The sequence below is a fragment of the Pseudomonas sp. LBUM1672 genome (assembly GCF_059695655.1).
In genome coordinates this window covers 6,045,530-6,071,395 of sequence record NZ_CP166781.1, presented here as the reverse complement: position 1 = coordinate 6,071,395, position 25,866 = coordinate 6,045,530, and the positions used below count along the sequence as shown (strand labels likewise).

The following is a 25,866-nucleotide window of genomic DNA, read 5'->3' as shown; positions in this document are numbered from 1 at the left end:
AGGGTTTACGACTGCTTCGCAGCCGAACGCAGCCTCGCAGGCTCGACAGCTGCTACAGGTCGTGTGATGGCTCACAATTGAGACGATTGCTGCCATGAGTAAAACCGTTGCCATCGTGGTGTTCGCCGGCGTCCAGTCGCTGGACGTCACTGGTCCCATGGATGTGTTTTCCGAAGCCAATCGGTTCCTCGAACCGCAAGACCATTACCGTTTGGAGGTCATCGGTGTCGAACGCGGGATGATGGCGTGCTCCAACGGTTTGTCACTCAATGCCCATCGGCATTTCAGTGAATCGCTGGAGGGCTATGACTTGCTGCTGGTGGCCGGCGGGCCGCCGTTGCCGTTCCTGGATTTTGGCGCGGCCTTCGATGCCTGGTTGCGTGGTGCCTGTGCGCGCTCGCAGCGGTTTGGCTCGATCTGTAACGGCGCGTTCATGCTCGCCCGGGCCGGGTTACTGGAAGGGCGCACGGTGACTACTCACTGGGGCGATGCCGCGGCGCTGGCCGTGTTGTGCCCGTCGACCCAGGTTGAAGCCGATCGCCTCTACGTTCAGGACGGAGAGCTCTTCACCTCGGCCGGTGTCACGGCGGGAATCGATCTGTCGTTGTACCTGCTGGCCCAGGACCACGGGCCGGAAGTGGCATTGAGCGTGGCCAAGCGGCTGGTGGTGTTCACCCAGCGCTCGGGCGGGCAATCGCAGTTCAGTCCATTCCTCACGCCCCACGCCGAACCGACGTCGGCGGTGGCGCTAGCGCAGCTTTACGTTCTGGCCAACCTGACCGGCGACTTGACCATTGCCGACTTGGCGAACGCGGCCAACATGAGCGCGCGCAACTTTTCCCGGGTGTTCGCCAAGGAAGCGAAAATCACCCCGGCGGAATTCGTCGAGCGGGCGAGGGTGGATGCGGCGCGGGTGCTGCTTGAAAGCACTCATTCGCCGCTCAAGACCGTGGCGTATCAGTGCGGGTTTCGCGATGCCCAGCATATGCGCACGGTGTTCAATCGCCGGCTGGGGGTGACGCCGCAGCAGTTCAGGCAGAACTTTGCGGCGATGGTTTGAGCCATGAATATGCGGTGTTCTTGCGGGCCTCATCGCTAGCAGGCTAGCTCCCACAATGGATCCGCGTGCACAGGACCACTGTGGGAGCTAGCCTGCTAGCGATGAGGCCAGTCCAGCCAATACAAATCTACTGAGCGTTGCGCACTGGCAAAAACTTCAACGTACTGCGCGTATTGGCCGTGACTTCTTCGTCATTGAAATGCGCCTCGTAGTAAATCCCTTCGACATACGCCTCAGCCTGATCGTCGTAGTGACTGTCGAACGGCACGCCACTCTGGCCGACCGGGTTGATGGTCAGGCTGTGGGCCGGGTCGGCAAAGTCCACCAGACGCCGTGTCGACGGGCCATACGTCACCGGCCACGGCGCCGGGCCGATCTTGGCCGAGAGGTTGTTCGGCACTTCATGGGTGCCGGGCGCCGCGAACGGGCCGACGTTGAAGATTCGGTCCAGCGGCTTCTGCATGCCCAATGGATGACCATGGGTCAGGGTGTGCGCCTTGCCCCACTGCCATTGCGCGAAGTCAGTGCCAAGGGTGGTCTTGAGATGAGCGAGGCTCGCTTGCCACGCCACCTTCACCGTGTCGGCGCGGGTTTCCTTGCCGAGGGTGTGGCGGTTGTCCCACCACGGCGAGTCAGCGGTCGCGGCCAGGCGTGGCAGCGCGGCGTCGATCACACGGGTCGAGAGCAGGGTTTCAAAAAAGTCATTGCCCAGCTCATCGTGCATTGTCGCGTCGGCCAGGTTGAACAGGAACTGGTTGAACAGCGTGGCGCTGGTGGAATCCAGCGGGTAATCGCCTTTCCATTGCGCCAGTTGCTCGACCAGTTTCAGCTCGGCGGGATCGCTCACCACTTCACGCAGTACCGGCAACAGCGGCGCCAACAGACGCGGGCCGTAGGCGGTGGTGGTGCCCAGTTGCAGCTTCTGGTTGGCCTCGTTGTCCCACTTCACATTCTTGTCGCTGAGCTGGCGATTGAGTTGCTGGCCGCGATCGGCGAGGTTGTAGTAACCGGGAATCTCCATGCCGGTCGGCGAGACAGGCTGGAAGTTGGCCGAGACGATGTAGCCGCGCGCCGGGTTCTCTTCCTGCGGGTTGGCGCTGAACGGGTAGAAGCCTTCCTTGTCCGCCTGATTGGTGCTGCCGTCGAGGATGAAACCGGGCTTCACCCCGTTCGCACGTTTGGGCAACAGCGCCGAGGCCCACCAGCCGATGTCGCCCTTGGCGTTGGCGTAGACGATATTCAAGCCCGGCGCCTGAACCTTGGCCGCTGCGGCGCGGGCCTTGGCCAGGGTGTCGGCGCGATTGAGCTGATAGAAACCGTCGAGGATCGGGTTCGGCGTTTCAAGGAACGCCCACCACATGGCCACCGGTGTCTTGCCGGCGGCGGTGCCGAGAGCATCGTTGATGATCGGGCCGTGGGGCGACTGACGCAGGGTCAACGTGACCGGCGCCTGGCCCTTCACCGCGATCTGTTGCTCGGTGTTGACCATGTCCACCCATTTGCCGCGATACCAGACCTGGTTCGGGTTGTCCGGGTTGACCTTCTCGGCGATCAGGTCGAGGTCGTCGTTCTGGAACATCGTCAGGCTCCAGCCGAAATCCAGGTTGTGGCCGAGAAAGGCAAACGGCACCAGCGCTTGATGGTGGCCGTAGAGCTCGAAGCCTGGCGCCGACAGTTGCGCCTCGTACCACACCGACGGCACCGAGAAACGAATGTGCGGGTCACCGGCCAGAAGCGGTTTGGCGCTTTTGCTGCGGTTACCGGAAATCACCCAGGCATTGCTGCCTTCGAATTGCGGCAGGCCGTTGTCGGCCAGGGCTTGTTCGCTGAGGCGGGCGAGAGCGTTCAGGTCTTTCCAGTCACCGGCGGCGAGGGCGGGGCCGGGTGTGGAGCGCGATTTGGCCAACACGCCTTTGGGCTGCCAGTCGAGTTCGAAGATGTTCAGGTACTCGGCACCCAGTTGATCGCGCACAAACGTCAGCAATGGTTCGGTGCGAAATGCGGCGGCGAAACTGTAAGCCATGTAACCGGCGACGCTGATGCTGTCTTCGGCGGTGAAAGGACGCTTGCGGATGCCCAGCACGTCGAACTCCATGGGCGCCGCGTGAGTGTCCTGATATTGATTGATGCCATCCAGATAGGCTTCCAGCGCCTTCCACGCCGGTGACTGACGATCCAGCGCGGCCACGTAACTCTCGGCGCGTTCGCGGATGCGCAAGCCGCGAAACAGTTTGTCGGTGTCGACCAGTTTCGGCCCGAGGATTTCCGCCAGCTCACCCCGAGCGAGGCGGCGCATGGCTTCCATCTGGAACAAGCGGTCCTGGGCCTGCACGTAGCCGAGGGTGCGGTAGAGGTCGGTTTCGTTTTCGGCGCGGATATGCGGCACCCCGCGCTCGTCGTAACGCACGGTCACCGAACCCTGAAGATGCTGCAACTCCACCTGGCCCTGACGCGTCGGCTGCTTGATGTACACGTACCCGCCGACCCCGATGACGAGCGTGACGATCAGCAATACAAGTACGGTCAGGACGCGTTTCATGGTGACTCCTTGTTCTTCGGGATTGCCGCCCGTGCGGGCTGCAAACATGTAGCACAGACCTCCTGTGCCGGGCATCGCGGTCCTGGAAAAGTCAGGATTGCCTTACTTCACGCCCTCCGGCCAAGGGCAATAGCAACCGACCGCCAGCGTATGGGTGGCGCCCACCGCGCGGCCTTCACTCAATGCTTGCAGGATGGGCTCGATGAAGCTGTTGTTCGAATTGCAGGTCAGGCCTTCGCTGTACGGGCCGAAATAGGCCAGTTTGCCGCTGCGGTCCCAGATCGCCACCGCCGGGCTGGCGGGGATCTGTTCGGAACCCGGGAGCACGGTGATGGTTTTCAGGCTGCTCAAGGTGTTGGGCAACTGTCCGTGGCTGCCAGGTTTTTGTACCGAGTAAAACTCCACACCCTGCGGTACGTAGTGCTCGACCAGTTCGGTCAGGTGTTGTTGATTGCCGACATTGCACGGACAGGCCGGGTCCCAGAAATGCACCAGGCGAATGGCGCCGGGGCCGGCGAGATCGTCGGGCAGGCGCAGTGGGTCGCCGGAAAATACCGCAGTGTGCGAGCTGAAAGCGCGCAGGTAGCGACCCTGAAACCAGTCATAGGCCGCCCACAAGACGCCGGCGCACACGAGGGCGAGCAGGCTGGCAAGCAGTGTGGTGCGGTAGGCCGGACGCATGGGTTTCAATCCTCGAAGGTCGGCTAGCTTGCCATGCTTGCCGCGACAGATGAATATCGCAGGCCCATAAAGTCTGTTTAGCGCTCTGGAATAGTTCATGCCTGCCACTTTCGACCCCGATCATTTGCGTGCCAGCCTGCGGCCACTGGCCGAGTGGCAGCCGCTTTCCGTGGAAGCGCTGGCCTATCAGCGGTTCTACGGTCTGGATTTTCCGGGGCGAACGCAGCGCAGCGGGCTGGGGCGTTTCGAGGTCGATGGCTATGAAGTGGTCAGCCAGGTCTGGTGGCCCGAGCGGGCGAAGGCGACGTTGTTTCTGTTCCACGGCTTCTACGACCACACCGGGCTCTACCGGCATGTCATCGAGTGGGCGCTGGATCAGGGCTTCGCGGTGATTGCCTGCGACTTGCCGGGGCATGGTCTGTCCAGTGGCGAGCGGGCGAGCATCAAGGATTTCGCCGAGTATCAGCACACGCTGGAAGGGTTGTTTGCCGAGGCGCAGTCGCTGGACCTTCCGCAGCCCTGGCACCTGTGTGGGCAGAGCACCGGCGGCGCGATTGTGATCGATCATGTGCTCAACCAGGGCGTGAACAGTCCGGCCCAGGGTCAGGTGATTCTGTTTTCACCGCTGGTTCGACCGCGCGCCTGGGGCTGGTCACAGCTCAGTTATTACTTGCTCAAACCTTTCGTGAAAGCCATCGCCCGGCGCTTCAGCGAGAACTCCAACGACCCGGACTTCTTGCCGTTCCTGCAAGCCGATCCGTTGCAGCCGCTGCGACTGCCAACGGCGTGGGTTGGGGCGTTGGCGCGGTGGATCAAGCGCATCGAGGCAGCGCCGAACAGCCCACGGCGACCGCTGATTGTGCAGGGGCAGGCGGACATGACGGTGGATTGGGAGCATAACCTTGAGGTGTTGAAGGCCAAGTTTGATCGGCCGCAGGTGTTGATGTTGCCGGAGGCGCGGCATCATTTGGCGAATGAGACTTTGGCGATGCGGGAGGAGTATTTCGGGTTTTTGAGCAAGCGAATTAAAGGCCGGAATCTTTAGCGATCTTCAGGGCCTCATCGCGGGCAAGCCCGCTCCCACAGGTTTTTGTGTTGAACACAAATTTGTGTTTTACACCCAGCCATTGTGGGAGCGAGCTTGCCAGCGATAGCGGTGTATCAGGCGCTTAAGATTACTGGCTGAGATTCGCCGGATCCTGTCCCACCGCCAACCCCGCCCGAATCGCCGCCAACGCCGCCTGGTAATACGCCTTGCCCTCGGTGGACTCGGCAAACGTGGCGAACTCTTCCAGTTCTTCATCCGACAAGTCGCGATAGACATACAGCAGCGTGTTGTTCAGATCGGCCCCGATCTGATCCATCAATCGCTGGCGCTGACCATTCAACATCCCCTGAGCCTGACCACCACCGAGCAACCCTGGGATCATCGAACTCAGGCTGTCTGCCGCGACACCGGCAATCGCCAGGCTGACTTCTGCGCCAGCCTCGCGAGCTGGCAGGGCTTGGGCCAGGTGGCCGATGATCAGCATGCGGCTGTCGCTGGCTTGAATTTTCGGCAGACCCTTGGCGTTTTTCGCCAGCTGATCGCGACGGGTCGCCAGCAGTTCGGCGGCGACGATTTTCTTGCCTAGGGGCGATTGAAAAAAGGTCAGTGCGGGCTTCGGATCGGCGAGGCTTTTGCGCAGTTGCGCTTCGGCGCGCTGGTCCACGGCCTGGGGGGCGAAGCGTTGATTGCTGTTGTTGACCAAGGCTTGGAACACCGCCGGTGGCAGGCTGTTCTGGTAGCGCTGTTGGGCGGCTGAGAGGGCGTCGTTAAAATGCGCGCGCTGATCTGGCCAACCGGCGACCTTGTACAACTGGTCGTGGCCGTCTGCCCAAGCGGGCAACACACAGAGCATCAGCAGTGAAAAAAGCAAACGGCGCATAGGGACTCCTGTCAGCAGGCGACTATTCTCCGTGCGGCTTTCGTACTTGTCGAGAATTCGTATCAGTAATCCGACAAATCCTCCGCCGCGCGGCTCTGTCGGATTTGCAGGCACAGGAATACTATGCGCGCCATGCAAATATCCTCTGATCACCCGCTGCTGTTACGTATCGTCGACGACCTGGCCGAGCGCGGCTGGTCGCAGCAGAATATTTTCCTGCCTCTGGGTCTGACCCGGGAACTGGCGGCTGAGTGCCATAAACGTGCAGCCGAGGGTGAACTGGCCCCGGCGGCCGTGGGACGCGGGCCGACGTCGGAGATTCGCGAGGGCATTCGCGGCGACCACATCCAGTGGCTCGAACCCGGTCAGGCGGTGGCGTGCGACAGTTACTTGGGTTTGATGGACAGTCTGCGCGAGGCGATGAATCGCGGGCTCTTCCTGGGCCTGGAAGATTTCGAAAGCCATTTCGCGCTGTACCCGCCCGGGGCGTTTTACCTCAAGCATGTCGATCGTTTTCGTGATGATGACCGGCGCATGGTCTCGGCAGTGATCTACCTCAACGACGCCTGGCTACCCGAGCACGGCGGTCAGTTGCGCATGTACCTGAAGGGCGGCGTCGAACACGATGTGGTGCCCACCGGCGGATGCCTGGTGGTGTTCCTGTCGGGCGAGGTGCCCCACGAAGTCCTGCCCGCGACCCGGGATCGCCTGTCATTGACGGGTTGGTTCCGCCGTCGTGGTAACGAGCCGTTCTGATCATGCAGAAAATTCTGGTAAGCCGCTGCCTGCTGGGCCACCGCGTGCGGTACGACGGCGGGGCGAGCGGGCCGTTCGATCAGCTGCAGCAGTGGCTTGATGAGGGGCGGGTGGTGCCGCTGTGCCCAGAGGTTGCCGGTGGTTTGCCTACACCCAGGGCCGCGGCGGAAATTCCGGGCGGGCAGGGCGGTGAAGTGCTGGATGGCCACGCCTCTGTGATCAACACCGAGGGAGAGGACGTGAGTGCCGAGTTTCTTTCGGGGGCCTATCAGGCGTTGGAACTGGTGCAAAAGCACGGCATCCGGATTGCGGTGCTCAAGGCTAATAGCCCGTCTTGCGGGAATTTGTTGACCTATGACGGGACGTTCAGTGGAGTGAAGGTGAGTGGCGAGGGAGTGACTGCGGCGTTGCTCAGGCGTCACGGCGTTCAGGTTTTCAGCGAACTGGAGATGGTTGAGGTGGCGGTGGCTTTGGGGGCTTTGGGCTGATCCAGAATCCATCCCCTCACCCTAACCCTCTCCCCAAGGGGCGAGGGGGCTGACCGAGGTGTCAGACGCTATTCATCGACCTGAAAGATCGAGTCGATTATGGATTCAACACAAAGACTTTCAGGTCGCAAAATTTCTACAGATCCCCACGATCAGTCCCCTCGCCCCCTTGGGGAGAGGGTTAGGGTGAGGGGCTGGATCTAGAGAGCGACAAAAATCTCAAGGTTTGGGCGCCACACTCGCATCCGCCCCAAACCATTTCTGCTCCAGTGCCCCAAGTCGCCCATCCGCCTTGATCCGCTTCAAAGCAGCTTCCAGGCTCGCTTGAAATGCCGGATTGCCTTTCTGAAACGGAATCGCCAGGTCCACAGCCGGGGCGGCTTTCGGCTTTTCTTCCGTCAGCGATTGCACCAGCAGGATCGAACGTGGCTCTTCTTCCTTCTGCGCGATCAATTGCGCATTGGTGTGAATGTAAGGCTCGGTGAAGTCGAAACGATCTTTCAGTTCCGGGGTCATTGCTATGTGGTTGATGGCGATGTCGTATTTACCGGTTTCAACACCGGGCAACAGATCATTGGAATCAGTGACGACAAAGTCGGCCCGCACATCCAGCTCATTGGCCAGCAGTTGGCCCAATTCGACTTCGAAACCGGTGAGTTTGCCGTCGTCCTTGAAATTGAAGGGCGGTGTATTAGCCTCAAGAGCAATTCGCAATTCGCCGCGGTCGAATACATCGTCAATCAGTTCGGCATGAGCCAAAGGGCTCAAAAGGGGTAGCAGGCAGATCAGGCCAGGCAAAAAACGCATGGTCACTCCTTTGAATTCATTATTGCGATGCGCTGGTTCAGGCTCGCTTTGCTATGGTTGTCGAGATCCTTCGACAACGAATGGCCGTGAAGTTGTCTCGGCCACGCGGATTTTACGGAAAAACTGGAGAAGAGAATGAAAACGTTTATGTCACGTGCTGCGTTGACTGGCCTGCTGATGGGCGTTTCGGTGCTGGCCAGTGCGGCTACACCGGCACCCAAGGGTGCTGAAGTGTCCATTGTTTCTCCTGAAGATGGTGGGACTGTCCCGCAAACTTTCAAAGTCAAATTCGCTGTTGAGAACGTTGCGTTGGCGCCAGCGGGCGATACCACCAAGAATACTGGTCACCACCATTTGCTGATTGATGCCAAGGATGTCGTGGCTGCAGGGGCAGTCATCCCGGCAGATGCCAATCACGTTCATTTCGGCAAGGCGCAAACCGAAACCGAGCTGACGCTGACACCTGGCAAGCACACCTTGCAGTTGGAGTTGGGCGACATGAACCATATGGCCTTCGATCCACCGATCGTCTCCGAGAAGATCACCGTCAACGTTAAGTAACGTTAGTAGCGCCCATGAAAAAGGAGCCCAGAAGGGCTCCTTTTTTTTGTCGCTCACGTCACTGTCAGAACAACACGCGGCAACGAATGGTGCCGTTGATGTGCTGCAGCTTCTCTTGGGCAATTTCCGAGTAATCGGCGTCGACGTCGATCACCACGTAGCCGACTTTCTCGTTGGTCTGCAGGAACTGACCGGAGATGTTGATGCCGTTTTCGGCGAAGACCTTGTTGATCTCGCTCATCACACCCGGGATGTTCTCGTGGATGTGCAGCAGGCGGTGCTTGCCAGGGTGAGCCGGCAGGGCCACTTCCGGGAAGTTCACGGACGATACCGACGTACCGTTGTCGCTGTACTTGACCAGTTTCTCTGCCACTTCCAGGCCGATGTTGGCTTGCGCTTCAGCGGTGGAACCGCCGATGTGCGGGGTCAGGATCACGTTGTCCAGGCCACGCAGCGGGCTTTCGAACTCTTCGTCGTTGGAGCGAGGCTCCACCGGGAACACGTCGATGGCCGCGCCGATCAGGTGCTTGTCCTTGATCGCGTCCGCCAGAGCGTCCAGTTCGACCACGGTGCCGCGAGCCGCGTTGATCAGGATGCCGCCCTTCTTGATGGCGCGGATTTCCTTCTCGCCGATCATCCACTGGGTCGCCGCGGTTTCCGGAACGTGCAGGGTGACGATGTCGGACATGCCCAGCAGATCGTGCAGGTTGCCGACCTGAGTGGCGTTGCCCAGTGGCAGCTTGGTCACGGTGTCGTAGAAGTACACCTGCATGCCCAGGCCTTCCGCCAGGACCGACAATTGCGTACCGATCGAGCCGTAACCGACGATGCCCAGCTTCTTGCCGCGGATCTCGAAGGAGTTGGCCGCGCTCTTGATCCAGCCGCCACGGTGGCAGGAAGCGTTTTTCTCAGGAATGCCGCGCAGCAACAGGATCGCTTCGGCCAGCACCAACTCGGCAACGGAGCGAGTGTTGGAGTACGGTGCGTTGAACACCGCGATGCCGCGTTCGCGAGCCGCGTTCAGGTCGACCTGGTTGGTGCCGATGCAGAAACAGCCGACAGCCACCAGTTTCTTCGCGTGATCGAAGATCTCTTCGGTCAGTTGAGTGCGGGAGCGAATGCCGATGAAGTGCGCATCAGCGATCTTTTCCTTCAGCTGGGCTTCCGGCAGAGAACCTGTGAGGTACTCAATGCTGGTGTAGCCCGCCGACTTGAGAACGTCGACAGCCGATTGGTGGACGCCTTCGAGAAGAAGGAACTTGATCTTGCTCTTATCGAGAGAAGTCTTGCTCATCTGCGTAAACCTGTATCCCGGAGAAAAATGGCAGGAAGCCAGCAGACGCTGACCCGGACGGCAAGAATGCCGTCGCCGCAGAAGGCCGTTGGGCACTATGCTGCGGGGTCGGTATGCTAGCATACGCACCCCGCTAAACACTCATTCCTGCGACGTGAAGCGTTCTCAGGATGACCATGAATTGTTCGAGAGTTCTGTCGATGACCAATCCTGCCCTGATTGATGAGCTGAAGACCCTGGTTGAGCCTGGCAAGGTGCTGACCGACGCCGACTCCCTGAATGCTTACGGCAAGGATTGGACCAAGCATTTCGCCCCAGCCCCGACCGCCATCGTGTTCCCCAAGACCACCGAGCAGGTCCAGGCCATTGTCCGTTGGGCCAATGAGCACAAAGTGGCGCTGGTACCGTCTGGCGGTCGCACCGGCCTTTCCGCCGCTGCGGTGGCAGCGAATGGCGAAGTGGTTGTGTCGTTCGACTACATGAACCAGATTCTCGAGGTGAACCTCACCGACCGCACGGCTGTGTGCCAGCCAGGCGTGGTGACCGAGCATTTGCAGAACGTCGCCGAAGAAAAAGGCCTGTACTACCCGGTGGACTTCGCATCGGCAGGTTCGAGCCAGATTGGCGGCAATATCGGCACCAATGCCGGCGGGATCAAGGTGATTCGCTACGGCATGACCCGCAACTGGGTGGCCGGCATGAAAGTCGTCACCGGCAAGGGCGATCTGCTGGAGCTGAACCGCGACCTGATCAAGAACGCCACCGGCTACGACCTGCGTCAGCTGTTCATCGGCGCTGAAGGCACACTCGGTTTTGTCGTCGAAGCGACCATGCGCCTCGACCGTGCCCCGAAAAACCTCACCGCGATGGTCCTCGGCACTGCCGATTTCGACTCGATCATGCCGGTGTTGCATGCGTTCCAGAGCAAACTCGACCTGACCGCTTTCGAATTCTTCTCCGACAAAGCCCTGGCCAAGGTCATGGCCCGCGGCGACGTGCCGGCGGCGTTTGAAACCGATTGCCCGTTCTATGCGCTGCTGGAATTCGAAGCGACCACTGAAGAAGTGGCCAACCACGCCCTGGAAACCTTCGAGCACTGCGTCGAGCAGGGCTGGGTGCTGGACGGCGTGATGAGCCAGAGCGAAACCCAGTTGCAAAACCTGTGGAAGCTGCGCGAGTACATCTCCGAAACCATTTCCCACTGGACGCCGTACAAGAACGACATTTCGGTCACCGTGTCGAAAGTCCCTGCGTTCCTGAAGGAAATCGACGCGATCGTCGGCGAACACTACCCGGACTTCGAAATCGTCTGGTTCGGCCACATCGGCGACGGCAACCTGCACTTGAACATCCTCAAGCCGGAAAACCTGAGCAAGGACGAGTTCTTCGCCAAGTGCGCGACCGTCAACAAGTGGGTGTTCGAGACCGTCGAGAAGTACAACGGCTCGATTTCCGCCGAACACGGCGTGGGCATGACGAAGCGTGATTACTTGACCTACAGCCGCTCGCCGGTTGAGATCGAGTACATGAAAGCGGTCAAAGCGGTGTTCGACCCGAATGGCATCATGAACCCGGGCAAGATCTTCGCTGTTTGACTTTCGAACTTAAGCGCTACGAAACAGGAGTCGGAAATGAGCTATCAGCACCAGTATGTCGACGGTACGCGTATTCATTTCCCGCTGGGGAAAGTGGTGTGCATCGGCCGTAACTACGCCGAACACGCGAAGGAACTGGACAACCCGGTGCCAACAGAGCCGCTGCTGTTCATCAAGCCGGGCAGTTGCGTGGTGCCGCTGGAAGGCGGTTTCAGCATTCCGACCGAGCGTGGCTCGGTGCATTACGAAGCGGAAATCGCGGTGTTGATCGGCAAGCCTCTGTCGACCAAGCCAAGCCGTGAAGAAGTGCTGGATGCGATCTCCGGTTTCGCCCCGGCCCTGGACCTGACGCTGCGCGACAAGCAGGCCGAGCTGAAATCCAAGGGCCTGCCGTGGGAAATCGCCAAGTCCTTCGACGGTGCGGCGGTGATTGCTCCGTTCGTGTCCGGCAGCACCTTTGCCGACCTGACCGACATCGGCATTCGCCTGACCATCAATGGCGAAGTGCGCCAGGACGGCAACAGCAGCGCAATGCTCAATCCGATCGTGCCAATGATCCAGCACATGGCCGGCTGCTTCTCGCTGCAGGCCGGTGACGTGATCCTGACCGGCACGCCGGTGGGTGTTGGTCCGCTGAATGTCGGTGATGAACTGGTAATCGAATTGCCGGGCGCCAGCAGCTTCACCAGCAGCGTCCGCTAACCGAAACACCGCGAAACCCTGTGGGAGCGAGCTTGCTCGCGATAGCGGCTTGTCATTCGACATCTCAGTTGACTGACACGGCCTCATCGCGAGCAAGCTCGCTCCCACATTGGTTTTTGGTTGTCTCAAGTTCTGTGTCTGCACATGGCAATCCCGCCATTTCCCGTTTTTTTCACATCTTGTCTGGATAATTCCGCGGATTCTGGCGTCTGAGCCGGTCCCAATTGTGCTATTACCCGTAGCCTGAATTTCTGGAACGCATCCTGAATGGCCTCTCGACCGCTGCCCACTGTCAAAACTGCCCGCCGCTCGCGCTTCGTCATGCGTTGGTATTCCTGGCTTTTGCTGGTGGCCGCCGCCGCTTATGGCCTCGCCTTTGCGATGCATTGGGATGATCGCGGTGTGCTCTGGCTGCGTGAGCGCTTTGAAAGCCCGGCCGAGCGTCAGGAAAGTATCTGGCTGCCGGATTACCGCGCGGTGATCGACGCCAAGCTGCTGCCGGGCATGGAGAAGGACGAAGCGTCGGACCTGGCCTATGACCCGCAAACCAAAACCCTGTTTTCGGTCATGGGCAAGAACCCGTTCCTCGTTGAGCTGAGCTTGCAGGGCGACGTCCTGCGCAAGATGCCGCTGGTGGGCTGGAGCAACCCGGAAGGCCTGACCGTGATGGGCAACGGCATGCTGGCCATCGTCGATGAGCGTGAACACATGCTCTCCATCGTCAAGGTCGATGCCGACACTCGCGAACTGAAAATCGCCAACTTCCCGAAATACGACCTCGGCCCTTCGAAGGACCAGAACAAGGCCTTCGAAGCCATCGTCTATGACTTGCGTAATCAGCAAATCCTCCTGGGTGAGGAGCGTCCGCCGGCGCTGTTCAGCTGGAAAAGCGACGGCAGCCAGGCCCTCAAGGGCGACAAGCAGAAACTCGCCAATGACGAACTGGACATCCGCAACCTGTCGGGACTGGCCATCGACCCGCGCACAGGCCACACCCTGGTGCTGTCCGCCGATTCACACTTGTTGCTGGAGCTGGACGAGAAGGGTGAGCAGGTCAGCTTCATGACCTTGCTGGGCGGCTTCAACGGCTTGAAGAAGACCATTCCCCGTGCCGAAGGCGTGACCATGGACGATGCGGGCACGCTGTACATGGTGAGTGAGCCGAACCTGTTCTACCGTTTCGAAAAGCAGAAATAGACGCCGCGAATCCAGCAGTTGTGGTCAAAGGCAACTGGCCATTAAGCTTGAATTCATACAGGCGTGATATTTCATCCGCCTGTTTCTGTTTCCGAGCTCGACTTAATGCGCCGACTTGCCCGTCCCAAACCCCTTATTTTGATCCTGACAGTGATTGCCTTGGTCGTGCTGGTTGCGATCGGCCAATACATGCGTCTGTTCGAGCGCGCCTGGTTCAACCTGCACACCCTCTGGCAACCGCTGAGCAGCGAGTCCATCGGTCTGGATCAATATCGGGTGGAAATCGAAGCCCGGGTCATCGATGGGCTGAACGACGACGTGTCGGCGCTGACCTTCGATCCGGTGCGCAAAAGCCTGTTCACCGTCACCAACAAAAACGCCGAGCTGATCGAGCTGTCGCTGGACGGTCGGATCATTCGACGCATTTCACTGGTGGGCTTCGGTGATCCGGAGGCGGTGGAGTTCATCAGCGCCGACACTTACGTGATCACCGATGAGCGCGAGCAACGGCTGATCAAGATTCATCTGGAAAAGGACACCACATTCCTCGACGCGGCAGACGCCGAGCAGATGACTCTTGGTGTGCACATGAGCGGCAACAAGGGTTTCGAAGGCCTGGCTTACGACTCGGTGGGCAAGCGCTTGTTTGTCGCCAAGGAACGCGACCCGATGCTGATCTACGAAGTGCAGGGCTTCCCGCATTACAACCCGGAGAAATCCTACGCGGTGCACGTGGTCAACAACCCCAAGCGCGATGCCGGGATGTTCGTGCGAGACCTGTCGAGCCTGCAATACGACGAGCGCAGCGGCCATTTGCTGGCGCTGTCCGACGAGTCGCGACTGATTCTGGAACTGGATGTGGACGGGCGACCGCTGAGCACCATGTCACTGAGCAAGGGGCGTCAGGGTTTGCAGAAGACAGTGCCGCAGGCGGAAGGCATCGCGATGGATGACGATGGCACGATGTACCTCGTCAGCGAACCCAACCTGTTCTACGTCTTCAAGAAACCACCGCAGCCCTGACCAACACTGCAAAACCAATGTGGGAGCGAGCTTGCTCGCGAACGCGGTGTGTCAGTCGACATTTCTATCAACTGACACACCGCATTCGCGAGCAAGCCCGCTCCCACAGGTTTATCGGCGTGCCAGATTTACTGGGCGCGCAGGGTTTTCACACCTTCGCTGGTGCCCAGCAGCAGCAAATCCGCCGGACGCGCCGCGAACAGACCATTGGTGACCACGCCAACGATCGCGTTGATCTGCGTCTCCAGCTCCACCGGGTTGGTGATCTGCATGTTGAACACGTCGAGGATGATGTTGCCGTTGTCGGTCAGCACGCCTTCACGGTAAACCGGGTCGCCACCGAGCTTCACCAGCTCGCGAGCCACGTGGCTGCGGGCCATCGGAATCACTTCGACCGGCAGCGGGAACGCGCCAAGTACCGGCACCAGTTTGCTGCCATCGGCGATGCAGATGAAGGTCTTGGCCACGGCCGCGACAATCTTCTCGCGGGTCAGGGCTGCGCCGCCGCCCTTGATCAGGTTCAGGTGCGCGTCGCTTTCATCGGCGCCGTCGACGTAGAACTCCAGGTCGCTGACGGTGTTCAGCTCATACACCGGAATGCCGTGGCCCTTGAGGCGGGCAGCGGTGGCTTCGGAACTGGCGACCGCGCCATCGAACGCGCCTTTGTGCTTGGCCAGGGCGTCGATGAAGCAGTTGGCGGTGGAGCCGGTGCCGACCCCGACGATGCTCTTGTCGTCGAGTTTCGGGAGGATGAAGTCGACGGCGGCCTGAGCCACTGCCTGTTTGAGTTGATCCTGGGTCATGCGGGCTCCGAGGTGCCGAAGGAGGGAACGAAAGGCCGGCATTATAGGCTTCGGGGCAGGGAAGGTCATTGCCCGATTGGCGGGCCACGACCGTTACTTTTGTGGCGAGGGGATTTATCCCCGTTGGAGTGCGAAGCGCTCCTCCCTGCATTCCCCCAGACACACCCCGTTCTCAGGTTTCACGACGGCTGCGCCGCCGAACGGGGATAAATCCCCTCGCCACAGGGATCGCGGGTAACCTTAAAACCACCTGTTTAGTGTGGTCGTCCGCCCGAAAGCCGGGTTAGACTCCTTGGCCCTGCCCAACCCGCTCAGTGATGCTTTCCGATGCTCGAACAGTACGTCAAAAAGATCCTCACCTCGCGCGTTTATGACGTTGCCGTAGAAACCCCATTGCAGACGGCCCGCCAGCTCTCCGAGCGGCTGGGCAACTCCATTTGGCTCAAGCGCGAAGACTTGCAGCCGGTGTTCTCGTTCAAGATTCGCGGTGCCTATAACAAGCTGACCCAACTGAGCGATGAAGAGCGCGCTCGCGGTGTGGTCACCGCTTCGGCGGGTAACCACGCGCAGGGCCTGGCCCTGGCGGCGAAAGTGTTAGGCGTGAAAGCCACCATCGTCATGCCCAAGACCACCCCGGAAATCAAGGTCGAAGGCGTGCGTTCCCGCGGCGGCAAAGTGGTGCTGCACGGGGATTCGTTCCCGGAAGCCCTGGCCTACTCGCTGAAACTGGTCGACGAAAAAGGCTACGTCTACATCCACCCGTACGACGATCCCCACACCATTGCCGGGCAGGGCACGGTGGCCATGGAGATTCTGCGCCAGCACCCGGGGCGTCTGGATGCGATTTTCGTTCCGGTGGGCGGTGGCGGATTGATCGCCGGGATCGCGGCGTACGTGAAGTACCTACGGCCTGAAATCAAGATCATCGGCGTCGAGCCGGACGATTCCAACTGCCTGCAAGCGGCTATGGCGGCCGGCGAGCGTGTGGTACTGCCGACCGTGGGCCTCTTTGCCGATGGCGTCGCCGTGGCGCAGATCGGTCAGCACACCTTCGATATCTGCAAAGACTACGTCGATGAAGTGATCACCGTCAGCACCGACGAGATCTGCGCGGCGATCAAGGATATCTACGACGATACCCGCTCGATCACCGAACCTGCCGGCGCCCTGGGCGTGGCCGGGATCAAAAAGTACGTCGAGCAACGCGGCGTCACCGGACACACCTTCGTGGCTATCGACTCCGGCGCCAACGTCAACTTCGACCGCCTGCGCCACGTCGCCGAGCGCGCCGAGCTGGGCGAGGGTCGCGAGGCGATCATCGCTGTGACCATCCCCGAGAAACCGGGCAGCTTCAAGGCGTTCTGCGAAGCCATCGGCAAGCGCCAGATCACCGAATTCAACTACCGCTACAACACTGGCAGCGAAGCGCACATCTTCGTTGGCGTGCAGACGCATCCGGAAACCGACCCGCGCAGCGCGCTGATCGCCAGCCTCGGCGAGCAGGGTTTCCCGGTGCTGGACCTGACCGACAACGAACTGGCCAAGTTGCACATCCGCCACATGGTGGGCGGTCGTGCGGCCCACGTGGTCGATGAAGTGATCCTGCGCTTCGAATTCCCGGAGCGTCCGGGCGCGCTGTTCAACTTCCTCAACAAGCTCGGCGGGCGCTGGAACATCTCGATGTTCCACTATCGCAACCATGGCGCGGCCGATGGCCGTGTGGTCGCGGGCCTGCAAGTGCCTCACGATGAACGTCACCTGGTTCCTGCGGCGCTGGAAGAAATCGGCTACCCGTACTGGGATGAAAGTGATAACCCGGCCTATCAGCTGTTTCTCGGCTGAGCGGCTACGCTGGTGGGCAGACCTTAAGGACATCGAACAATGGAAACGTTAACCGCCCTGAAAATGGCGCACACCGCGGCGACGGCAATATTGTTGGGCTGTGCGCTGGGTCTGGGGATATGGGTTTGGCAAACGCGGCGTAATGGCGATGCGACTGCTGCGGCACGCACGCTGCAGCGGCCGCGAGTGTTTGTCTGGCTGCTGATGGGCCTGGCGTTGCTGAGCATGCCGTTCACCGGGTGGTGGATGGTGCATCTGGTGGGCTGGCCGTTGGGGCAGACCTGGCTGCTGGCTTCCAGTGTGCTCTACACCGTGGCGGCGTTGGGCTGGTTCTGGTTGCTGGTGCGACTGAACAAGTTGCGCAAGGCGCCGGCGGGGAACGGCAAGTTCACCTTTGCCCTCGCACTGTTCAGCTTTGTTTGTTTCATCGCGATTGCGGGTTTGATGGGCGCCAAGCCGGTTTAAGGCTACAGACCGAGTCGGCCCCTTCGCGAGCAAGCCCGCTCCCACATTGATCTCGGCTGTACACAAATCCTGTGTCCACTGAAGATCAATTGTGGGAGCGGGCTTGCTCGCGAAGGCGATATCAGCCGCGCAACGAAATCACCGGCCAACCCCGCTTCTCAGCCTCGGCCCGCAAATTAGGATCCGGATCGACAGCGATCGGATTCGCCACTTGCTCCAGCAACGGCAGGTCATTCATCGAATCGCTGTAGAAATAGCTGTCTTCCAGATTGTGGCCGGTCTCTTCCAGCCAGCGAATCAACCGGGTCACCTTGCCTTCACGGAAGCATGGGACATCGGTGCTACGCCCGCTGTAACGGCCGTCGATCATTTCGCATTCGGTGGCGATCAGGGTCTCAACGCCTAAGCGTGCTGCAATCGGCCCGGTAACGAAGCGGTTGGTCGCGGTGATGATCACCAATTTGTCGCCAGCGTCACGGTGCTTGGCCAACAATTCAATAGCCTTGGGCAGCACAATCGGCTCGATGCAATCGCGCATGTAATCCAGGTGCCATTGATCCAGCGTGGCCATCTCGGTGCGGCCGAGGACTTCCAGGCAGAAGTTCAGGTAGGCATCGTTATCCAGCTTGCCGGCCAGGTAATCCTGATAGAACTCGTCGTTGCGTGCCTTGTAGGCGACGGCGTCGAGGAAACCGCGCTCGCACAGGTAATCGCCCCAGGCGTGGTCGCTGTCACCGCCCAAAAGCGTGTTGTCCAAGTCGAATAAAGCCAGCCGCATTGCAGTTACTCGCTGAAAAGTCTGTAGAAAGGCGTCCAGAATACGGACTTTTCACAAGAGTGCACATAAGGTAGGTCGGCTCGTTGCTGCCTTCACAACCTTTGTGGAACAATGCGGCGACATGCGTTTGCGAGGTTGTTGCCGTGATCGACCCCGATGGTTTCCGCCCCAATGTCGGGATCATTCTCACGAATGATGCCGGACAGGTGCTATGGGCTCGCCGTATCAATCAAGATGCCTGGCAGTTTCCACAGGGCGGGATCAACCCCCAGGAGACGCCGGAAGACGCCTTGTATCGCGAGTTGAACGAAGAAGTGGGTCTTGAGCGCGAAGATGTTGAAATTCTCGCCTGCACCCGGGGCTGGTTGCGCTATCGTTTGCCGCAACGTCTGGTCAGGACGCACAGCCAACCGCTGTGCATCGGCCAGAAACAGAAATGGTTTCTCCTGCGCCTGATCTCCAACGAGCAGCGGGTGCGGATGGATTTGACCGGTAAACCGGAGTTCGATGGCTGGCGCTGGGTCAGTTATTGGTATCCGTTGGGCCAGGTGGTGACATTCAAGCGCGAGGTGTATCGACGCGCTCTCAAAGAGCTTGCCCCGCGCCTTTTAACGCGCGACTGACGACGGAGTTCGACCCCGAGCCATGCTCAATACGCTGCGCAAGATCGTCCAGGAAGTTAACTCCGCCAAGGATCTCAAGGCGGCGTTGGGGATTATTGTGTTGCGCGTCAAAGAGGCCATGGGCAGCCAGGTCTGCTCGGTCTACCTGCTTGACCCTGAGTCCAACCGCTTTGTGCTGATGGCGACCGAGGGCTTGAACAAGCGCTCGATCGGCAAAGTCAGCATGGCGCCCAACGAAGGTCTGGTTGGCCTGGTCGGCACGCGCGAAGAACCCCTGAACCTCGAAAACGCCGCGGATCACCCGCGCTATCGTTACTTCGCCGAAACCGGCGAGGAGCGCTACGCCTCCTTCCTCGGGGCGCCGATCATTCACCACCGCCGCGTCGTCGGCGTGTTGGTCATCCAGCAAAAAGAACGCCGCCAGTTCGATGAAGGTGAAGAAGCCTTCCTCGTGACCATGAGCGCGCAGCTTGCCGGTGTTATCGCCCACGCCGAAGCCACCGGTTCGATCCGTGGCCTGGGCCGTCAGGGCAAAGGCATCCAGGAAGCCAAGTTCGTCGGCGTACCGGGTTCGCCGGGTGCGGCGGTCGGGACCGCGGTGGTCATGCTGCCGCCGGCCGATCTGGACGTGGTGCCCGACAAGACCATCACCGATATCGAAGCCGAACTCGGGCTGTTCAAGACCGCCATCGAAGGCGTGCGCGCCGACATGCGTGCGTTGTCCGCCAAGTTAGCCTCGCAGCTGCGCCCTGAAGAGCGGGCCTTGTTCGACGTCTACCTGATGATGCTCGCCGATGAAGCGCTGGGCAACGAAGTGACCACGGTGATCAAGACCGGTCAGTGGGCCCAGGGCGCGTTGCGCCAGGTGGTCACCGAGCACGTCAACCGCTTCGAATTGATGGACGACGCCTACCTGCGTGAGCGCGCCTCGGACGTCAAGGACCTCGGTCGCCGCTTGCTCGCCTACTTGCAGGAAGAGCGTCAGCAGAACCTGATCTACCCGGAAAAAACCATTCTGGTCAGCGAAGAACTGACGCCGGCGATGCTCGGCGAGGTGCCGGAAGGCACGCTGGTCGGCCTGGTCTCGGTCCTCGGTTCAGGCAACTCCCACGTCGCGATTCTCGCCCGGGCGATGGGCATCCCGACGGTGATGGGCCTGGTCGACCTGCCTTATGCCAAGGTCGACGGCATTGAATTGATCGTCGATGGCAATCGCGGCGAGGTCTACACCAACCCCAGCGACGTGCTGCGCAAGCAGTTCGCCGAAGTGGTGGAGGAAGAGAAACAACTGGCGCTCGGTCTCGACTCCCTGCGCGACTTGCCGTGCGTGACCCTCGATGGCCATCGCATGCCGCTGTGGGTCAACACCGGCCTGCTGGCGGACGTGGCGCGAGCGCAGAAGCGTGGCGCCGAAGGCGTCGGTCTGTACCGCACCGAAGTGCCGTTCATGATCAACCAGAGGTTCCCGAGCGAAAAGGAGCAGCTGGCGATCTATCGCGAGCAACTCGCCGCGTTCCACCCGCAACCGGTGACCATGCGCAGCCTGGACATCGGCGGTGACAAGTCGCTGTCGTACTTCCCGATCAAGGAAGACAACCCGTTCCTCGGCTGGCGCGGCATTCGCGTCACCCTCGACCACCCGGAAATCTTCCTGGTGCAGACCCGCGCGATGCTCAAGGCCAGCGAAGGCCTGAACAACCTGCGGATTCTGCTGCCGATGATCTCCGGCACCCATGAACTCGAAGAAGCCTTGCACCTGATTCACCGGGCCTGGGGCGAAGTCCGCGACGAAGGCTGCGATGTGCCCATGCCGCCGATCGGCGTGATGATCGAGATTCCGGCGGCGGTTTATCAGACCAAGGAGCTGGCGCGGCAAGTGGACTTTCTGTCGGTCGGCTCCAACGACCTGACCCAGTACCTGCTGGCAGTGGATCGAAACAACCCGCGGGTTGCCGACCTCTACGACTACCTGCATCCGGCGGTGCTGCAAGCCCTGCAGAGCGTGGTGCGTGACGCGCATGCCGAAGGCAAGCCCGTGAGCATCTGCGGCGAGATGGCCGGTGACCCGGCGGCGGCGGTGCTGTTGATGGCGATGGGCTTCGACAGCCTGTCGATGAACGCCACCAACCTGCCGAAAGTGAAGTGGATGCTGCGTCAGGTCAACCTGAGCAAGGCCAAGGAATTGCTGGCCGAGCTGATGACCATCGACAATCCGCAAGTTATCCACAGCTCGCTGCAATTGGCGCTGAAGAACCTTGGGTTGGCGAAGATGGTCAATCCGGCTGCGGTCAAGGCTCTCTAAACCTACGGCGCCTCTAAAATCGACCCCTCACCCCAGCCCTCTCCCCAGAGGGGAGAGGGGGAAAGGGGGCCGATCTTCATGCTGTTCTAATATGAGTTCGACTCGATATCTCAGGTCGATGTAGCTCGAAAGAACACCTCGGTCAGTCCCCTCTACCCCTTGGGGAGAGGGTTAGGGTGAGGGGTGGTTCTAACTGACACCTCACAATCTAAACCCGCACCTCAACCTCCCCCAAATGCCCCCCATATGGCCCGAAACTCCGTTCGACCATATGCCGCGTCCCGTCCGCCTGAACAATCAACGCCGTACTCGCCCGCGTCCCATACGTGGGACTGGCAATAAACACACTCGACAACAACGTCTCGGTCGCCAACCCCACCCCGGTATCCGGCAGCTCGGCAAACGGTGCGGTCTGCGGATCATTCAGCAACGCCAGTAATGCCTCTGGCTGCGGATCTTCCAACACTCCCTCCAACGCCGCCCGTGCCTTGAGCAGTTTTGGCCACGGTGTATCCAGTCCGGCATTCGACAACCCATAAACCCCGTGTGGCAGCATCACCGCCTCAGACTCGCGCGCATTGAAGTGCCACAGTTCGTTGGCATTACCGATCAGCAGATTAAACCCGGCATATTCCAGCGAGCGTCCGACAATGTCGTTCAAGTAATCATCAATCGGCATGTTGCCCAAGAGGAAACCCGCCACCAGCTCACCCCGGGATTTTCGCGAAGGAGGCTGGTGCGGATCGCGAATATTGGTCAGCGCAGCAAAGCGCCCGTTGGCCCCGATACCGAGCCAGGTGCCGCCGGCTTCCAGGTCGCGACCGGCGTAAACGTGCGGTGCGTGCGGCCATTGCGCCAGAGGCTGGCTGGGCCGGGCATAGAACTCGTCGCGGTTGGCCGCCACGATCAGCGGCTGGGTGTGGCCCGGTCGCCAGGCAAAAACAATCAGGCACATAAGGTGGTCCTTGTGTGTTTTTTGCCCACTCTACGCAGTCGTCGCTTGTCGATCCATCGCCTTGCATAGTGGAGCCGTGCCCCCTGCATCCGTTACTATGCGGGTGCTTTTTTTGAGAAGCGTATAAGGACGGCCATGGAATTTCTGCTCTATCTGGCGCTGGGCGCCTGTGCAGGCGTGCTGGCCGGGCTGTTCGGGGTTGGCGGCGGGATCATCATCGTCCCGGTGCTGGTGTTCAGTTTCACCTTGCAGGGCTTCGACGCTTCGATCCTGACCCACCTGGCGGTCGGCACGTCCCTGGCGACGATCATCTTTACGTCGGTCAATGCGGTCCGCGAACATCACCGTCGCGGCGCCGTGCGTTGGCCGATATTCGTGTGGATGACCGTGGGCATTCTGATGGGCGCCGGTTTCGGGGCGCTGACGGCCGAAGCGATTTCCGGCCCGAACCTGCAAAAGATCATCGGTGTGTTTGCGCTGATCATCGCCGCGCAACTGGCGCTGGACGTCAAACCCAAGGCCAGTCGAACGGTGCCCGGCAGACTCGGTCTCACCGTGGCCGGCAGTGTGATTGGCTGGGCCTCGGCGATTTTCGGCATTGGCGGCGGCTCGTTGACCGTGCCGTTCCTGACCTGGCGCAGCGTGCCGATGCAGCAAGCCGTGGCGACTTCGTCGGCGTGCGGTCTGCCCATCGCCTTGGCCAGTGCATTAAGTTTCATGATTCTGGGCTGGCACGATCCGCTGCTGCCGGCCCATAGTCTCGGTTTTATTTATTTGCCGGCGCTGCTGGGGATTGCCCTGACCAGCATGGTGTTCGCCCGTCTCGGCGCGCGACTGGCCCACAGGCTGTCGCCGAAGTTGCTGAAAAGGTTGTTTGCCGCTTTGCTGTTCTGCGTAGGCCTGAGCTTCCTTCTCTAGCCCGAAATGCTGGCTTAATCCTGAGGTGACAGCGTCGCCCGGGAATTCTGGTTCAACTCTAACAAGGAGTCGCAATGCTGCCTTACCCGCAGATCGACCCGGTGGCCCTGGCCATCGGTCCGCTGAAAATCCACTGGTACGGTCTGATGTACCTGATCGGCATCGGCGGTGCGTGGCTGCTGGCATCGCGCCGGCTCAACCGTTTCGACCCGAACTGGACCAAGGAGAAACTCTCCGACATGGTCTTCTGGATGTCGATGGGCGTTATCGTCGGCGGTCGCCTGGGTTATGTGCTGTTCTACGATCTGCACGCTTACCTGGCCAACCCGACGCTGATTTTCGAGGTCTGGAAGGGCGGCATGTCGTTCCACGGCGGCTTCATCGGCGTGATGCTGGCAGCGTTGTGGTTCGGCAAGAAGAACAACAAGTCGTTCTTCCAGCTGATGGACTTCGTCGCGCCGATGGTGCCGATCGGCCTGGGCGCCGGGCGCATCGGCAACTTCATCAACGCCGAGTTGTGGGGCAAGGCGACCGACGTGCCGTGGGCGATGATCTTCCCGCCGTTCAGCGATCCGGCGCAGCTGCCGCGCCACCCGTCGCAGCTGTATCAGTTCGCCCTCGAAGGCGTGGCGCTGTTCGCCATCCTCTGGTTGTTCTCGCGCAAGCCGCGGCCGACCATGGCGGTGTCCGGGATGTTCGCGCTGTTCTACGGCATCTTCCGTTTCATCGTCGAATTCGTCCGTGTACCGGACGCGCAACTGGGCTATCTGGCCTGGAACTGGCTGACCATGGGCCAGGTACTGTGCGTACCGATGATCGTCGGCGGGCTGTTCCTGATCTGGCTGGCGTATCACCGCGCCCCGGCGACTCCGGCTGCAGCCGTATAAATTCGAATCCCGGGGTGACGACCCCCGGGTTCAAGGACACAGGTAATTCATGAAGCAATATCTCGAACTGGTCGCCCACGTCATCAAGAACGGCACCAAACAGGCCAACCGCACCGGCGTGAATACCATCAGTTTCCCTGGCGCGATGCTGCGTTATGACCTGAAGGAAGGTTTCCCGGCGATCACCACGCGCAAGATGGCCTTCAAATCGGCCATCGGCGAGATGTGTGGTTTTCTGCGCGGGGTGAACAACGCCGCCGAATTCCGTGCGCTGGGCTGCAAGGTCTGGGATCAGAACGCTAACGAAAATGCGCAGTGGCTGGCCAATCCGTTCCGTCAGGGCGAAGACGACCTCGGCGAGATATACGGCGTGCAATGGCGCAAATGGCCGGCGTACAAACAGATCCCGGTCAGCAACCAGGCTGCCATCGAGCAGACCCTGAGCCAAGGCTATCGTCAGATTGCCGAAGGCGAAGAGGACGGTCAGGCTTACGTGGTGCTGTACAAGGCGATCGACCAGATCCGCCAGTGCGTCGACACCATCATCAAAGACCCGGGCAGCCGCCGCATCCTGTTCCATGGCTGGAACGTTGCGCAGCTCGATGAAATGGCCTTGCCGCCGTGCCATCTGCTGTACCAGTTCCACCCGAATGTCGAGACCAAAGAGATTTCTTTGACCCTCTACATCCGCTCCAACGACCTGGGCCTGGGCACGCCGTTCAACCTCACCGAAGGCGCTGCGTTGCTGAGCCTGATCGGTCGCCTGACCGGCTACACGCCACGCTGGTTCACCTATTTCATCGGTGATGCCCACGTCTACGAAAACCACCTGGACATGCTCAATGAACAGCTCAAGCGCGAGCCGTTCCCGATGCCGAAGCTGGTGATCAGTGATCGAGTGCCGGAGTTTGCCAAGACCGGTGAGTATCAGCCGGAGTGGCTGGAGTTAATCGAGCCGAGCGATTTTTCGCTTGAGGGTTATGAGCATCACCCACCGATGACCGCGCCGATGGCGGTCTGATGTAGCACGCAATACCCCGTGGGAGCTAGCCTGCTAGCGATAGCGACGGCACATCCAGTAATGATGTGACTGAAAAACCGCTATCGCTAGCAGGCTAGCTCCCACCTTGGGTTCTGTGTTGGGCTCAATGGCCGTGGCTTCGGCCGACATGAGAATGCTCCACCTCCGTCGTCACAACCCCGCCACTCACTTCCAGCCTTTGCAAAATCCCGCACTGATCAATATCCGGCCCCTCACCACAGCGTTGGCGCAGGTCGAGCAGTTGTGTCTGCAACGCAATCAACCCATCGATCCGCGCCTTCACGTGATGGATATGCTCGTCGATCAACGCATTCACGCTTTCACATTGATCCTGCGGACTGTCGCGCAGGGCCAGCAGGCTGCGGATCTCTTCGAGGGTCATGTCGAGGGTGCGGCAGTTGCGGATGAAGGTCAGGCGTTCGGCGTGGGCCTGGGTGTAGACGCGGTAGTTGCCGTCGCTGCGGGCCGGTTCCGGCAGCAGGTTTTCACGCTCGTAGTAGCGGATGGTTTCGACGGCGCAGTCATTGAGTTTCGCCAGTTCTCCGATCTTCATGACGACAATCTCCAAATAGGTGCTTGACCCTATAGTGGCTACAGGGTCTTTACTTGGCAACAGGCAC

Annotated in this window: 25 protein-coding genes; 16 read left to right on the top strand and 9 right to left on the bottom strand. The window is 60.4% G+C overall.

What is annotated here, in order from left to right:
- Positions 1 to 94: 94 nt before the first annotated feature.
- Positions 95 to 1,060: a GlxA family transcriptional regulator gene (locus ACA053_RS27825; protein WP_497394145.1), complete on the top strand. Its 966-nt coding sequence runs from the start codon at positions 95 to 97 to the stop codon at positions 1,058 to 1,060.
- A 127-nt stretch (positions 1,061 to 1,187) separates the two neighbouring features.
- Here the strand turns inward: ACA053_RS27825 and ACA053_RS27820 are convergent, their stop codons facing one another.
- Together ACA053_RS27820 and ACA053_RS27815 are read right to left on the bottom strand one after the other, a co-directional pair.
- Positions 1,188 to 3,599, bottom strand: coding sequence for a penicillin acylase family protein (locus ACA053_RS27820; RefSeq protein WP_497394143.1), 2,412 nt, complete (start codon positions 3,597 to 3,599; stop codon positions 1,188 to 1,190).
- Positions 3,600 to 3,701: 102 nt separating this feature from the next.
- The gene (locus ACA053_RS27815; protein ID WP_497394142.1) at positions 3,702 to 4,280 is read right to left on the bottom strand and encodes a DUF6436 domain-containing protein; all 579 of its coding nucleotides are present in this window, start codon (positions 4,278 to 4,280) and stop codon (positions 3,702 to 3,704) included.
- Positions 4,281 to 4,377: 97 nt separating this feature from the next.
- Between ACA053_RS27815 and bipL the strand changes: the two genes are divergently transcribed.
- The gene (gene bipL / locus ACA053_RS27810; protein WP_497394140.1) at positions 4,378 to 5,325 is read left to right on the top strand and encodes a phospholipase BipL; all 948 of its coding nucleotides are present in this window, start codon (positions 4,378 to 4,380) and stop codon (positions 5,323 to 5,325) included.
- 130 nt (positions 5,326 to 5,455) lie between these two features.
- On the opposite strand, the gene ACA053_RS27805 is transcribed toward bipL, so the two are convergent.
- The gene (locus ACA053_RS27805) at positions 5,456 to 6,208 is read right to left on the bottom strand and encodes a DUF2059 domain-containing protein (RefSeq protein WP_109635695.1); all 753 of its coding nucleotides are present in this window, start codon (positions 6,206 to 6,208) and stop codon (positions 5,456 to 5,458) included.
- Between the two features lie 123 nt (positions 6,209 to 6,331).
- On the opposite strand from ACA053_RS27805, the gene ACA053_RS27800 reads away from it, so the two are divergent.
- Together ACA053_RS27800 and ACA053_RS27795 are read left to right on the top strand one after the other, a co-directional pair.
- Entirely contained in the window at positions 6,332 to 6,964 is a 633-nt protein-coding gene (locus ACA053_RS27800; protein ID WP_497394139.1) for a 2OG-Fe(II) oxygenase, read from the top strand.
- Between the two features lie 2 nt (positions 6,965 to 6,966).
- A complete protein-coding gene (locus ACA053_RS27795) occupies positions 6,967 to 7,452 on the top strand; it encodes a 2-thiouracil desulfurase family protein (protein ID WP_109635692.1) in 486 nt (161 codons plus the stop codon).
- Between the two features lie 219 nt (positions 7,453 to 7,671).
- Here ACA053_RS27795 and ACA053_RS27790 read toward each other — a convergent pair whose 3' ends face one another.
- Positions 7,672 to 8,259, bottom strand: coding sequence for a transporter substrate-binding domain-containing protein (locus ACA053_RS27790; protein WP_497314345.1), 588 nt, complete (start codon positions 8,257 to 8,259; stop codon positions 7,672 to 7,674).
- 135 nt (positions 8,260 to 8,394) lie between these two features.
- Between ACA053_RS27790 and ACA053_RS27785 the strand changes: the two genes are divergently transcribed.
- The gene (locus tag ACA053_RS27785; protein ID WP_109635689.1) at positions 8,395 to 8,820 is read left to right on the top strand and encodes a DUF4399 domain-containing protein; all 426 of its coding nucleotides are present in this window, start codon (positions 8,395 to 8,397) and stop codon (positions 8,818 to 8,820) included.
- Positions 8,821 to 8,884: 64 nt separating this feature from the next.
- Here ACA053_RS27785 and serA read toward each other — a convergent pair whose 3' ends face one another.
- On the bottom strand, positions 8,885 to 10,114 hold the full coding sequence (gene serA, locus ACA053_RS27780; protein ID WP_109635687.1) for a phosphoglycerate dehydrogenase: 1,230 nt from the start codon (positions 10,112 to 10,114) through the stop codon (positions 8,885 to 8,887).
- Between the two features lie 200 nt (positions 10,115 to 10,314).
- On the opposite strand from serA, the gene ACA053_RS27775 reads away from it, so the two are divergent.
- From ACA053_RS27775 to ACA053_RS27760, 4 genes are all read left to right on the top strand, one after another.
- A complete protein-coding gene (locus tag ACA053_RS27775) occupies positions 10,315 to 11,709 on the top strand; it encodes a D-2-hydroxyglutarate dehydrogenase (protein ID WP_109635685.1) in 1,395 nt (464 codons plus the stop codon).
- Positions 11,710 to 11,745: 36 nt separating this feature from the next.
- Positions 11,746 to 12,411 carry a fumarylacetoacetate hydrolase family protein gene (locus ACA053_RS27770; protein WP_084320379.1) on the top strand — a complete coding sequence of 222 codons (666 nt, stop codon included), beginning with the start codon at positions 11,746 to 11,748 and terminating at the stop codon, positions 12,409 to 12,411.
- 267 nt (positions 12,412 to 12,678) lie between these two features.
- Positions 12,679 to 13,608 (top strand): SdiA-regulated domain-containing protein, encoded by a 930-nt coding sequence (locus tag ACA053_RS27765; protein WP_497394138.1) that lies wholly within the window; start codon positions 12,679 to 12,681, stop codon positions 13,606 to 13,608.
- A gap of 105 nt (positions 13,609 to 13,713) precedes the next feature.
- The gene (locus ACA053_RS27760) at positions 13,714 to 14,631 is read left to right on the top strand and encodes an SdiA-regulated domain-containing protein (protein WP_109635680.1); all 918 of its coding nucleotides are present in this window, start codon (positions 13,714 to 13,716) and stop codon (positions 14,629 to 14,631) included.
- Positions 14,632 to 14,759: 128 nt separating this feature from the next.
- Here the strand turns inward: ACA053_RS27760 and rpiA are convergent, their stop codons facing one another.
- The gene (gene rpiA / locus ACA053_RS27755; protein ID WP_461977620.1) at positions 14,760 to 15,434 is read right to left on the bottom strand and encodes a ribose-5-phosphate isomerase RpiA; all 675 of its coding nucleotides are present in this window, start codon (positions 15,432 to 15,434) and stop codon (positions 14,760 to 14,762) included.
- Between the two features lie 327 nt (positions 15,435 to 15,761).
- On the opposite strand from rpiA, the gene ilvA reads away from it, so the two are divergent.
- Together ilvA and ACA053_RS27745 are read left to right on the top strand one after the other, a co-directional pair.
- Positions 15,762 to 17,276 (top strand): threonine ammonia-lyase, biosynthetic, encoded by a 1,515-nt coding sequence (gene ilvA / locus ACA053_RS27750; RefSeq protein ID WP_403107561.1) that lies wholly within the window; start codon positions 15,762 to 15,764, stop codon positions 17,274 to 17,276.
- Positions 17,277 to 17,315: 39 nt separating this feature from the next.
- Complete coding sequence (locus ACA053_RS27745; RefSeq protein ID WP_109635675.1) at positions 17,316 to 17,741, top strand: DUF2269 domain-containing protein; 426 nt, start codon at positions 17,316 to 17,318, stop codon at positions 17,739 to 17,741.
- Between the two features lie 121 nt (positions 17,742 to 17,862).
- On the opposite strand, the gene ACA053_RS27740 is transcribed toward ACA053_RS27745, so the two are convergent.
- On the bottom strand, positions 17,863 to 18,519 hold the full coding sequence (locus tag ACA053_RS27740) for a histidinol-phosphatase (protein ID WP_109635673.1): 657 nt from the start codon (positions 18,517 to 18,519) through the stop codon (positions 17,863 to 17,865).
- A gap of 143 nt (positions 18,520 to 18,662) precedes the next feature.
- On the opposite strand from ACA053_RS27740, the gene ACA053_RS27735 reads away from it, so the two are divergent.
- Positions 18,663 to 19,142 (top strand): RNA pyrophosphohydrolase, encoded by a 480-nt coding sequence (locus tag ACA053_RS27735; RefSeq protein ID WP_007945562.1) that lies wholly within the window; start codon positions 18,663 to 18,665, stop codon positions 19,140 to 19,142.
- Between the two features lie 22 nt (positions 19,143 to 19,164).
- Positions 19,165 to 21,444 (top strand): phosphoenolpyruvate--protein phosphotransferase, encoded by a 2,280-nt coding sequence (gene ptsP / locus ACA053_RS27730; protein WP_109635672.1) that lies wholly within the window; start codon positions 19,165 to 19,167, stop codon positions 21,442 to 21,444.
- 208 nt (positions 21,445 to 21,652) lie between these two features.
- Here the strand turns inward: ptsP and ACA053_RS27725 are convergent, their stop codons facing one another.
- Positions 21,653 to 22,399, bottom strand: a complete 747-nt coding sequence (locus ACA053_RS27725) for an NRDE family protein (RefSeq protein WP_497314337.1) — start codon at positions 22,397 to 22,399, stop codon at positions 21,653 to 21,655.
- A 135-nt stretch (positions 22,400 to 22,534) separates the two neighbouring features.
- On the opposite strand from ACA053_RS27725, the gene ACA053_RS27720 reads away from it, so the two are divergent.
- From ACA053_RS27720 to ACA053_RS27710, 3 genes are all read left to right on the top strand, one after another.
- Positions 22,535 to 23,317, top strand: coding sequence for a sulfite exporter TauE/SafE family protein (locus ACA053_RS27720; RefSeq protein ID WP_109635669.1), 783 nt, complete (start codon positions 22,535 to 22,537; stop codon positions 23,315 to 23,317).
- A 74-nt stretch (positions 23,318 to 23,391) separates the two neighbouring features.
- Positions 23,392 to 24,204 (top strand): prolipoprotein diacylglyceryl transferase, encoded by an 813-nt coding sequence (lgt, locus tag ACA053_RS27715; RefSeq protein WP_497394137.1) that lies wholly within the window; start codon positions 23,392 to 23,394, stop codon positions 24,202 to 24,204.
- Positions 24,205 to 24,253: 49 nt separating this feature from the next.
- Positions 24,254 to 25,225: a thymidylate synthase gene (locus ACA053_RS27710; protein ID WP_497314335.1), complete on the top strand. Its 972-nt coding sequence runs from the start codon at positions 24,254 to 24,256 to the stop codon at positions 25,223 to 25,225.
- Positions 25,226 to 25,349: 124 nt separating this feature from the next.
- Here ACA053_RS27710 and cadR read toward each other — a convergent pair whose 3' ends face one another.
- Positions 25,350 to 25,799 (bottom strand): Cd(II)/Pb(II)-responsive transcriptional regulator, encoded by a 450-nt coding sequence (gene cadR / locus ACA053_RS27705; protein ID WP_497394136.1) that lies wholly within the window; start codon positions 25,797 to 25,799, stop codon positions 25,350 to 25,352.
- Positions 25,800 to 25,866 lie beyond the last annotated feature (67 nt).

What these genes read in the sequence shown, in the direction of transcription:
- ACA053_RS27725 (WP_497314337.1), bottom strand. Translation starts at nt 22,399, where the DNA reads ATGTGCCTGATTGTTTTTGCCTGGCGACCGGGCCACACCCAGCCGCTG.
- lgt (WP_497394137.1), top strand. Translation starts at nt 23,392, where the DNA reads ATGCTGCCTTACCCGCAGATCGACCCGGTGGCCCTGGCCATCGGTCCG.
- ACA053_RS27775 (WP_109635685.1), top strand. Translation starts at nt 10,315, where the DNA reads ATGACCAATCCTGCCCTGATTGATGAGCTGAAGACCCTGGTTGAGCCT.
- ACA053_RS27710 (WP_497314335.1), top strand. Translation starts at nt 24,254, where the DNA reads ATGAAGCAATATCTCGAACTGGTCGCCCACGTCATCAAGAACGGCACC.
- ACA053_RS27790 (WP_497314345.1), bottom strand. Translation starts at nt 8,259, where the DNA reads ATGCGTTTTTTGCCTGGCCTGATCTGCCTGCTACCCCTTTTGAGCCCT.
- ilvA (WP_403107561.1), top strand. Translation starts at nt 15,762, where the DNA reads ATGCTCGAACAGTACGTCAAAAAGATCCTCACCTCGCGCGTTTATGAC.
- ACA053_RS27825 (WP_497394145.1), top strand. Translation starts at nt 95, where the DNA reads ATGAGTAAAACCGTTGCCATCGTGGTGTTCGCCGGCGTCCAGTCGCTG.
- serA (WP_109635687.1), bottom strand. Translation starts at nt 10,114, where the DNA reads ATGAGCAAGACTTCTCTCGATAAGAGCAAGATCAAGTTCCTTCTTCTC.
- ACA053_RS27800 (WP_497394139.1), top strand. Translation starts at nt 6,332, where the DNA reads ATGCGCGCCATGCAAATATCCTCTGATCACCCGCTGCTGTTACGTATC.
- ACA053_RS27770 (WP_084320379.1), top strand. Translation starts at nt 11,746, where the DNA reads ATGAGCTATCAGCACCAGTATGTCGACGGTACGCGTATTCATTTCCCG.
- cadR (WP_497394136.1), bottom strand. Translation starts at nt 25,799, where the DNA reads ATGAAGATCGGAGAACTGGCGAAACTCAATGACTGCGCCGTCGAAACC.
- ACA053_RS27820 (WP_497394143.1), bottom strand. Translation starts at nt 3,599, where the DNA reads ATGAAACGCGTCCTGACCGTACTTGTATTGCTGATCGTCACGCTCGTC.
- ACA053_RS27795 (WP_109635692.1), top strand. Translation starts at nt 6,967, where the DNA reads ATGCAGAAAATTCTGGTAAGCCGCTGCCTGCTGGGCCACCGCGTGCGG.
- ptsP (WP_109635672.1), top strand. Translation starts at nt 19,165, where the DNA reads ATGCTCAATACGCTGCGCAAGATCGTCCAGGAAGTTAACTCCGCCAAG.
- bipL (WP_497394140.1), top strand. Translation starts at nt 4,378, where the DNA reads ATGCCTGCCACTTTCGACCCCGATCATTTGCGTGCCAGCCTGCGGCCA.
- ACA053_RS27805 (WP_109635695.1), bottom strand. Translation starts at nt 6,208, where the DNA reads ATGCGCCGTTTGCTTTTTTCACTGCTGATGCTCTGTGTGTTGCCCGCT.
- ACA053_RS27740 (WP_109635673.1), bottom strand. Translation starts at nt 18,519, where the DNA reads ATGCGGCTGGCTTTATTCGACTTGGACAACACGCTTTTGGGCGGTGAC.
- ACA053_RS27745 (WP_109635675.1), top strand. Translation starts at nt 17,316, where the DNA reads ATGGAAACGTTAACCGCCCTGAAAATGGCGCACACCGCGGCGACGGCA.
- ACA053_RS27720 (WP_109635669.1), top strand. Translation starts at nt 22,535, where the DNA reads ATGGAATTTCTGCTCTATCTGGCGCTGGGCGCCTGTGCAGGCGTGCTG.
- ACA053_RS27760 (WP_109635680.1), top strand. Translation starts at nt 13,714, where the DNA reads ATGCGCCGACTTGCCCGTCCCAAACCCCTTATTTTGATCCTGACAGTG.
- rpiA (WP_461977620.1), bottom strand. Translation starts at nt 15,434, where the DNA reads ATGACCCAGGATCAACTCAAACAGGCAGTGGCTCAGGCCGCCGTCGAC.
- ACA053_RS27785 (WP_109635689.1), top strand. Translation starts at nt 8,395, where the DNA reads ATGAAAACGTTTATGTCACGTGCTGCGTTGACTGGCCTGCTGATGGGC.
- ACA053_RS27765 (WP_497394138.1), top strand. Translation starts at nt 12,679, where the DNA reads ATGGCCTCTCGACCGCTGCCCACTGTCAAAACTGCCCGCCGCTCGCGC.
- ACA053_RS27815 (WP_497394142.1), bottom strand. Translation starts at nt 4,280, where the DNA reads ATGCGTCCGGCCTACCGCACCACACTGCTTGCCAGCCTGCTCGCCCTC.